The 9,080-nt window shown below is 62.1% G+C and carries 7 protein-coding genes and 1 tRNA gene; all 8 read right to left on the bottom strand.

Going from position 1 to position 9,080, the window contains the following annotated elements:
- Positions 1 to 154 precede the first annotated feature (154 nt).
- The 8 genes from FAS41_RS15510 to FAS41_RS15475 all read right to left on the bottom strand — a co-directional run bounded on the left by FAS41_RS15510 (position 155) and on the right by FAS41_RS15475 (position 8,917).
- Positions 155 to 1,405, bottom strand: coding sequence for an ABC transporter ATP-binding protein (locus FAS41_RS15510; RefSeq protein WP_138523732.1), 1,251 nt, complete (start codon positions 1,403 to 1,405; stop codon positions 155 to 157).
- Positions 1,402 to 2,199, bottom strand: a complete 798-nt coding sequence (locus FAS41_RS15505) for an ABC transporter permease (protein ID WP_138523730.1) — start codon at positions 2,197 to 2,199, stop codon at positions 1,402 to 1,404. The genes FAS41_RS15510 and FAS41_RS15505 overlap by 4 nt, the downstream gene beginning before the upstream one ends.
- Before the next feature lie 178 nt (positions 2,200 to 2,377).
- Positions 2,378 to 3,817 carry a mannose-1-phosphate guanylyltransferase/mannose-6-phosphate isomerase gene (locus tag FAS41_RS15500; protein WP_138523728.1) on the bottom strand — a complete coding sequence of 480 codons (1,440 nt, stop codon included), beginning with the start codon at positions 3,815 to 3,817 and terminating at the stop codon, positions 2,378 to 2,380.
- Positions 3,818 to 4,058: 241 nt separating this feature from the next.
- Positions 4,059 to 4,134: transfer RNA gene (locus FAS41_RS15495), tRNA-Thr, on the bottom strand.
- Between the two features lie 74 nt (positions 4,135 to 4,208).
- Positions 4,209 to 5,747: a DHA2 family efflux MFS transporter permease subunit gene (locus tag FAS41_RS15490; RefSeq protein ID WP_138523726.1), complete on the bottom strand. Its 1,539-nt coding sequence runs from the start codon at positions 5,745 to 5,747 to the stop codon at positions 4,209 to 4,211.
- Positions 5,748 to 5,760: 13 nt separating this feature from the next.
- Positions 5,761 to 6,945, bottom strand: coding sequence for an HlyD/EmrA/EmrK family protein (locus FAS41_RS15485; protein WP_138523724.1), 1,185 nt, complete (start codon positions 6,943 to 6,945; stop codon positions 5,761 to 5,763).
- 14 nt (positions 6,946 to 6,959) lie between these two features.
- A complete protein-coding gene (locus tag FAS41_RS15480; protein WP_138523722.1) occupies positions 6,960 to 8,447 on the bottom strand; it encodes an efflux transporter outer membrane subunit in 1,488 nt (495 codons plus the stop codon).
- Positions 8,444 to 8,917, bottom strand: coding sequence for a MarR family winged helix-turn-helix transcriptional regulator (locus tag FAS41_RS15475; protein WP_138523720.1), 474 nt, complete (start codon positions 8,915 to 8,917; stop codon positions 8,444 to 8,446). Before FAS41_RS15475 ends, FAS41_RS15480 begins: the two co-directional genes overlap by 4 nt.
- Positions 8,918 to 9,080 lie beyond the last annotated feature (163 nt).

Raw genomic sequence — 9,080 nt, 5'->3', positions numbered from 1 at the left:
GGTAACTGCCAGCAGGCCCTCGGGGTTCTCGTCCAACTCCAGGAGCCACTCGTTCTCGGGCTCCTGATAGCACCAGTAGTTTCCTGTACGCCGGAAGACGTTGAACAAGTACGTGCTGCCCGAGCGGAACAACGAGTGAATGAAGATGGGGCCTTTATTCATGGCTGGCTCGCACATTGACGACAGCCTGCAGATCGGCAAGGCCTGCGAGCGCAGTAGAGCTTTCGTTGCTGGTCACTCTGAACATGGCGACATCCACCCTTCTATGAAGGAAATCGGTATCGGATTCGCTGGGATCGCGAACACCGCAGTTGATGTAGTAGATGCCTGGCAGTAACGCGGCCTTGAATTCGAATTCCACCTGCACCGAACTGCCCGCATTGACCTCGCGGAGTTCCTGCTTGAGGAATGCGGAATCCGTTCCAAATATCGCAATTCCCTCTCTGGTCTTTACCAGGCAAGTGAATATCGGGTTTCTGACGGTTGTGTGGAACTCCACCGAGAAAATGATCTTCATCGTCTCGTTGCAACGCAGGACGTTGGCCCGCACGTTGTCGGAATTGGCAAGCGCAACATCGTGGATGAGCGCTCGCCCGTCGCCGTAAGACAGCTCGCAGTCGCTGACCAATCCGGTGTCCACTACTGGCTCCGGTACTTTTGCAAGGGTCATGGCTGACGACTTGCTGAACAGCGCTTTCTCGTAACGATCGCAAACAGGCTTTGCCTCGCCCACCTCCACCAGACCGCCGGCTTCAATGTGGACCGCACGCTGGCAGATTTTCTTCACGCTCTCGATGTCATGGCTGACGAACAGCAGTGCTGTTCCCTTGTCGCAGAGCTCCTCCAGGCGTCGGAAACACTTGCGCTGGAAGGCAGCATCGCCCACGGCGAGCGCCTCATCGATGATCAGTATGTCGGAGTGAAAGCTGGTGGCCACGGCAAACGACACGCGTGACTGCATGCCGCTGGAGTAGATTCTCACTGGCTGGTCGAAGTACTCGCCGATGTCAGCGAAGTGCTGGATATCTTCGACCACGGATTCAATCTGCTGCTGATTGAATCCCATGAGTCCCGCGGCGTGGAAGACATTCTGGCGGCCCGTCAGCTCTGGATTGAATCCCATTCCCAATTCCAGGATTGCGGCCACGCGCCCTTGCACAGTCACTTGACCTTCGCTGGGCTGCAGAGTCCCGGTGATCATCTTCAGCAATGTGCTCTTGCCCGCGCCGTTCTTGCCGAGAATGCCGATTTTTTCACCCGGCCACACGTCGAAACTGATTCCGCGCACGACCCAGTGCTCATGAGCCGGCTTGGCCGGAATGCCGAACCAGCGCGCGAATCGCTGCCATTCGCTGCGGTACTGGCGATAGGCTTTTCCGAGATTGGATACAGTCAGGAGGCTCATAGCGAGTCCACGATTTCAGGAGCCGCGCGGCGGAAGATGAACAGGCCGAATGCGAGCAGCCCCAGTGCGAAGGCCAGCAGCAGCACGGCAGTGGCATCCAGTTGTGGCGGAGCGTTGTACAGGATGACCTGATGGTAGGCGCCAATGATGTGATAGAGCGGGTTGTACTCCACCAGGCTCTTCAGGTTCTCCGGGATGATATTCACCGGATACACGATGGGTGTGAACCAGAAGAGGATCTGCAGGAAGATCGGTACTACCTGGCCGATATCTCGTACGAACACGTTCAAAATGCCCAGCGTGAGCCCTGCACCAACGGCGATAGCAATGACCAGCAGCGTCAGCGGGAATAGCCAGAACATCTCCAGCCCCGGTGGATGGCCAAGGACAAACAGCACCGCGATCATGGCAATCATCAGCAGCACATTGTTGACCAGGCAGGAGCCGACTGCGATGGCCGGCAGGGTAATGCGGGGGAATAGCATCTTCTTAATCAGGTTGCCTTGGTCGGTGAAAATGGTCAGGCAACGACTGACGATCTCCGAAAACAGGTTCCAGCCGAGCATTCCCGCCAGCAGATAGATTGCATAGGCATAGTGATTGCTAACACCAGGAAGCTTTGCAGCGAGTACGTTGGACAGTACCAGTGCATAGATCAGGACCTGAGTTAGAGGGTGGACGAGCATCCATAGGGCGCCCAGGCGGCTTCTCGAGAAGCGAACCAGAAACTCGTTCTTGATTGAGGAAAGTATGAAATGCCGATAAAGCCAGATGTTCTTGAGTAATCCAATCATTCTTCGGGTCCAGCGAAGATCCGCATAACGTTGCTCGATACCCGGAGGCCACGGATGTTGGTGTGGCACGTACAGGGGAGGTTCGTTTGAAAGAGGAGCAGGCCAGTTGGCCTGCTCGGGGCGGAGTGTGAGCTCGATCAGGGCACTTGGGGGTCTTCGCAGCGCCTTGCGAGTCCACTCAGCAGGGGGCGCGGCCGTAATTGTCCTGGAAGCGCACGATGTCATCTTCGCCCAGGTAGTCGCCGCTTTGTACTTCGATCAGCACCAGGTCGATGACGCCAGGGTTTTCCAGGCGGTGCCTGTGTCCGGCCGGAATGAAGGTCGACTCGTTGCTGTTGAGCATCATGGTGCTCTCGCCATTGACCACCTTGGCCATGCCGGTGACCACGATCCAGTGCTCGCTGCGGTGATGGTGCATCTGCAGTGACAGTGAAGCACCTGGCTTGACCACAATGCGCTTGATCTTGAAGCGATGGCCTTCCTCGAGGGTCGTGTAAGTACCCCAAGGGCGGTGTACCGTCCGATGCAGCAGATGCGCGCTGTGACCGCTTTTCTTCAGCTGAGCGACAATCTGCTTGACGTCCTGGGTGTGCTCCTTGTGAGCGATCAGCAGGGCGTCTGGTGTATCGACGACGATCAGGTTCTGAACACCGACCAGGGCGGCAAGACGCTCCGGGCTGTGCACATAGTTGTTATTGGCGCCATGGACTAGGACTTCACCCTCAAAGCGATTGCCGGCCTCGTCTTCGGGTGTGAGCTCGCTCAGCGCGTTCCAAGAACCGATGTCGCTCCATCCCAGGTTGCAGGGCACGGTGGCGACCTTGGCCGAGCGCTCCATCAGTGCATAGTCAATGGAAATGTCGGGGACGTTCTTGAACAGCTCGCCTTCCAGCGACAGGCAACGGTGCGCGGTTGCTTCCGTCAGGCGTGACTGCTTCAGGGTGGCCGCTACAGCGTCATGGACCTCCGGGGCATGGGCCTTCATTTCGTCGAGCAGGGTGCCCACGCGGAAGCAGAACATACCGGAGTTCCAGAAGTAGTTACCCGCCGCGAGATACTCCTCGGCCTTCTCCTGGCTGGGCTTCTCGACGAAGCGTTTGACCTTGAGGCCGCCGTCCAGGGCATCGCTGTCGCTTTCGATATAGCCGAAGCCTGTTTCCGGGTACTGCGGCTGAATGCCAAAGGTCACCAGCCAGCCGGCGGCAGCCAGGCGCGCTGCATTGGCGACAGCCTCGGCAAACGCGTCGGTATGCTTGATCAAATGGTCGGCTGGCAAAACCAGCATCAATGCCTCGGGGCCGTGAGCCTGATCCAGCTGCAGCGCAGCTGAGAGAACAGCGGCGGCGGTATTCCGACCGAAAGGCTCGAGCACATAGCTCAGGCATTGGGCTTGCGGCTTCAGTGCACGGTATTCATCTTCGGTCTTGAAGAACAGCTCGCGGTTGGTGACCGTCATCACTTCGGTCACCCCATCCAGGGCGAGGGCTCGCAACAGTGTCTTCTGCAGAAGGTTCTGCCCGTCGGGGAGGGACATGAAGGGCTTGGGGTGCGCTTCGCGCGAAACTGGCCACAACCGGCTGCCTGCGCCGCCACAAATGATCACTGGGATCAGCATCAATCAATATTCCTTTGCAAATGACATCCTACGCCGCATCGTCTGGCTGCTTGCACTCCGGTTCAGACCGGTCGCGTCGGGCAGTTGGCAGTCGAATGTTTAAGACTACCAAAATGGGGCGGGGAGCTCATAGTGAATCCGCCGATTTGATACGAGGCACGGAATTAACCGGGAATTGGATCGCGCTGGAGGTGTTTTGGTTCCAGAACGCAAAAGCCCACCGACGGGTGGGCTTTTGAGGAGATGGTGCCGGCACCAGGAGTCGAACCCGGGACCTACTGATTACAAGTCAGTTGCTCTACCAGCTGAGCTATACCGGCAAGGAGGGGCGCCATTATAGCCACGGCGCCCGGGGTGTAAACCACTGATTTGTCAGAATGATCCGCAGTTTGGGTCAGTGTCCGCCAGCAGCCGCTGCGCCGGGCTTGGCGCCGAAAGGCGGTTTGGCCAGGCAGATGACCACCAGCATCGCCAGAAAGACCCAGCCGAGGAGGGTGAAGTAGTCGATGGTGCTGATCATGTAGGCCTGGCTTTCCACCATCCGTTCCAGCAGCGCAGCGCTATGCTGGCCGGGGCCTCCAAGCTGTTCGACGGTGGCGCGGGTGGCTGGGTCGTACTGGCTGATGTTCTCCGTCAGGTAGGCGTGGTGCATGGTGGCGCGGCGATTCCAGATCCAGGTGGTGAGCGATGCGGCGAAGCTGCCCGCCAGGGTCCGCAGGAAGGTTGCAAGGCCGGAGCCGTCGGCGATCTGGTCCGGAGGCAGGTCGGAGAGCAGGATGCTCAGGATCGGCATGAAGAAGAAGGCCACGCCCAGCCCCATGAAGAGCTGCACCAGGGCGATGTGCAGGTAGTCGACTTCGGTGGTGAAGTCGGCGCGCATGAAACAGGTCGCCGCCATCGCGAGGAAAGCCAGCCCCGCCAGCAGACGCAGGTCGAAGTTGTTCGCGTAGCGGCCGACGAGCGGTGAGAGGAATACCGGCAGGATGCCGATCGGTGCGGCTGCCAGCCCTGCCCAGGTGGCGGTGTAGCCCATCTGGGTCTGCAGCCACTGCGGTAGCAGGAGGTTCATGCCGAAGAAGCCAGCGTAGCCGCCGACCAGCGCCAGGGTTCCCACAGTGAAGTTGCGGTGCACGAACAGTCGCAGATTGACGATCGGGTGTTTGTCGGTCAGCTCCCAGATGACGAACACCGCCAGGGCTATGACCGCGATCACAGTGCCGCCGATGATGAAGCCGGATTCGAACCAGTCCAGGTCGTTACCCTTGTCGAGCACGATCTGCAGGGCGCCGACGCCGATCACCAGCATTGCCAGGCCCATGTAGTCCATGGGCGCGTGCTTGATCACCACTGGGCGGGCGCGCAGCTGCTGATAGACGACCATGGCGGCGAACAGGCCGATGGGCACGTTGATGAAGAAGATCCACGGCCAGCTGTAGCTGTCGGTGATCCAGCCGCCAAGGATCGGCCCGGCGATGGGTGCCACCACCGTCACCATCGCCAGCAGTGCCAGTGCCATCCCCCTTTTCGCCGGGGGATAGATGGAGATCAGCAGGGTCTGGGTGATCGGGTAGAGCGGCCCGGCGACGAAGCCCTGGATGGCTCGGAAGCCGACCAGCATGCCCATTTGCTGCGCGACGCCGCAGAGGAAGGAGGCGATCACGAACAGCAGGGTCGCGGCGATGAACAGCCGCACCTCACCGATTTTCCGGCTGAGCCAGCCGGTCAGCGGCAGGGCGATGGCGTTGCTCACTGCGAAGGAGGTAATGACCCAGGTGCCCTGCTCGGAGCTCACCCCGAGGTTGCCGGAGATGGTCGGCAGGGCGACGTTGGCGATGGTGGTGTCCAGCACCTGCATGAAGGTCGCCAGCGAAAGGCCGATGGTGGCCATGACCAGGCTGGGGGGGCTGAAACTGCTGCTGTTGGGCTGGCTCATGATTGCAGTCGGATCAGCGCTGCGCGGTGCGGTGGTTGGCGTCGGCCAGGTTGGCCTGGATCAGCTTCTCGATCAGCTGGTCGGCTGAGGCCAGTTGCTCCTGGTACACGTCGGTGGAGAACACCGCCTCGTGTGGGGGCTGCTGGGCGAGGGCCGGGCCGCTCTGGTCATGCAGGCTGACATTGACGTCCATGGACAGGCCGATGCGCAGCGGGTTCTTTGCCAATTCCTCGGCATTGACGCGGATGCGTACCGGCACGCGCTGGACGATCTTGATCCAGTTGCCGGTGGCGTTCTGCGCCGGCAGCAGGGAGAAGGCGCTGCCGGTGCCGACGCCGAGGCTGTCGACAGTGCCGGAGTACTTCACTTCGCTGCCATAGAGGTCGGAGCGGATTTCCACCGGCTGGCCGATGCGCATGTGCTTGAGCTGGGTTTCCTTGAAGTTGGCGTCGATCCACACCTGGTCCAGCGGGATCACCGCCATCAGCGCGGTGCCCGGCTGCACACGCTGGCCGACCTGTACGGTGCGCTTGGCGACGTAGCCGGTGACCGGCGCGATGATCACCGCACGGGCGTCGTCCAGGTAGGCCTGGCGCAGCTTGGCGGCGGCGGCTTTGACGTCCGGGTGCGAGGCAATCACGGTGTCGTCGACCAGTGCACGGTTGGTGTCCAGTTGCTGCTCGGAGTTGGTCAGCGAGCTGCGCGCGGTGTCCAGGGCGTCGCGGGCGTGGGCCAGTTCTTCCTGGGAGATGGCGCCGTCATTGGCGAGGTTCTGGCGGCGCTTGAAGTCGGCCTCGGCCTTGGCCAGGGCGACTTTCTTCGTGGCGACGTCGGCCTTGTAGCCGTCGACATTGCTGAATAGCCCGCGTACCTGGCGCACGGTGCGCGCGAGGTTGGCTTCGGCCTGCTGCAGGGCGATGTCGGCATCGCTGGGGTCGAACTTCACCAGCACTTGACCCTTGTGCACCAGGTCGCCGTCATCGGCGCCGATGCTGACCACGGTGCCGGTGATCTGCGGGGTGATCTGCACGACGTTGCCGTTCACGTAGGCATCGTCGGTGTCCTCGTGCCAGCGGCCGTAGAGGACCTCCCAGGCGACGCTGGCGAGGCCGGCGAGGATGACGACGGCGAGCAGGATCAGCAGCCAGCGCTTGCGCTTGGGATTGCCGTTCGGGGTTTCTTGGGTGGTGGTGCTCATGTCGGGTGCCTCGTTCAGTGCGCGGCGGCCGCGCTTGCCTGGGCGAGCGGGGCGGGAGTGAAAGTGGTGTCGGGCTGGTAGCCACCGCCCAGGGCCTGGATCAGTTGCACCGAGAGATCAATGCGCTCGGCATCAAGGTTGGCCAGCTGGCGTTCGGCGAGGAGCAGTTGCTGCTGCACGCTGAGGGCGTCGAGGTAGTTGCCGACGCCTTCGCCGTAACGGCGCATGGCCAGGTCGAAGTTGGATTTGGCGATGTTGCGGGCATCGCGCTGGTCGTCGATCTGCTGCTCCAGCGAGCGCAGCTTGCCGAGGTCGTCGGTGACCTCGCCGAGGGCGTTGACCAGCGTCTTGTTGTACTGGGCGACGGCCAGGTCGTAGTCGGCGTCCTTCCCGGCGAGGTTGGCGCGCAGGCGGCCGCCATCGAAGATTGGCAGGGAGATGGCCGGGGCGATCTGGAAGAACCGGCTCGGTGCCTTCAGCACGTCGCTGGTGTGCAGGGCGGCCAGGCCGACCATCGCCCCCAGGTTCACATTGGGATAGAACTCGGTCTTCGCCGAGTCGATGCTTTTCGATGCCGCCTCGACGCGCCAGCGGGCGGCGACGATGTCCGGGCGGCGCCCCAGCAGCTCGGCCGGCAGGTTCGATGGCAGGCTCAGCGCGCCGGGCTTGAGTACCTGCGGGCGCTGCAGCTCCTGGCCGCGATCCGGACCCTGGCCGAGCAGGACGGCGAGGGCAATGCGATCGCTGGCGATCTCCTGGTCAGCAGCGGCCAACTGCTGCTTGGCGCTGGCGACCTGGGACTGTGTCTGTTGCAGCTGGACCTTGCTGTCCAGGCCGGCGTCCATGCGCTTCTGGCTGAGCTGGAAAAGGTGCTGCGAGCGATCCAGTTCGTCTTTGGCCAGGTCGCGGGCGACGAAGGCGTGGGCCAGGTTGCTGTAAGCGCGGGCGACATTGGTGGAGAGCGTGATCGAGGCGGCCTGGCGGTCGACTTCGGCGGCGTTGGCCTGGCCGAGGGCGGCTTCCCAGGCGTCGCGCTGGCCGCCCCAGAGATCGAGGTCGTAGCTGAAGCTCAGCGACAGGTATTTCACCGCCGAGTAACGGCCGCCGGTCGGTGCCGGCAGGACGCTTTCCGGTGCGCGGATGCCGGCGTAGCTGGCAGTACCCTTCACGCTGGGCATGCGTTCGGCGTCCTGCCCTTGTGCGGCGGCAATAGCCTGGCGGGCGCGGGCGCTGGCGATATCCAGGTCCGGCGTGCCGCGCAGGGCTTCGCTGATCAGGCTGTCCAGTTGTGGGTCGCTCAGGCTGCTCCACCAGTGATCGCTGGGCCACGAGGCGGCGGATAGCGGGGTGCCGTCGAGGCTGATGCCGGCCTTCAGGCTGGCAGGATCGGTTGCCTTGCCGCTGGTGGTCAGCCCCGTGTAGCTGACGCAGCCGGAGAGTCCCAGCACGGCGGCAAATACGGCGGCCGGCAGCAGGGCGGTGCGAAGGTGGTTCATGTTCATTTCTCCTGCGCCGCGCAATGGGCCGCGGCGCCGTGGGCGCGCAGGATCTTGTCGAGCAGGCCGGTAAGGGTCTGCAGCTCGTCGCGGGACAGGCCGCCGACCAGTTCGTTCATGGCTGCGGCGGCGATGCGCGGGGCCTCGTCGTTCACGGCCTGTCCGGCAGTGCTCAGGCTCAGGCGCACGCTACGGCGGTCGTTCTGGCAGGGCTCACGGAGCAGCAGGTCCTTGCGCGCAAGGCGATCGAGCATGCGAGTCATGGAGCCGCTGTCGATGGACAGCTCGCGGCACAGCTCGGCCGGGGTGTTGGCGCGGTCGTTGCCGATGAAGAACAGCACCTTGAACTGCGCGGCGGTGATGTCCAGATGTGCCAGGTGTTTGTCCAGCAGGCGGTCCTTGAGGATGGCGGTGGCGCCCAGCAATTGGCCGATGGAGCCTTTGAACGGAAAATCCGCGACGTCGTAGTGATTCATGTCAAAACAGATAGCTGCTTAGGCAGTGAAATGTTTCGAAATGATACTGCCTAGGCAGCGATTGACAAGATTCTATTGTCGCGATTGCGCAACAATCCGTTCCGCCAAGCGCTATTGGAGCAGGAATGGCAACAGGGATGGCTGATTTCCTACGCCGCCCTTG

Origin of the sequence: Pseudomonas nicosulfuronedens, assembly GCF_005877905.1 — a bacterium.
Lineage (GTDB): Bacteria > Pseudomonadota > Gammaproteobacteria > Pseudomonadales > Pseudomonadaceae > Pseudomonas > Pseudomonas nicosulfuronedens.
Note: the sequence above shows the minus strand (reverse complement) of the source record. Positions and strands in the feature narration are given on the sequence as shown.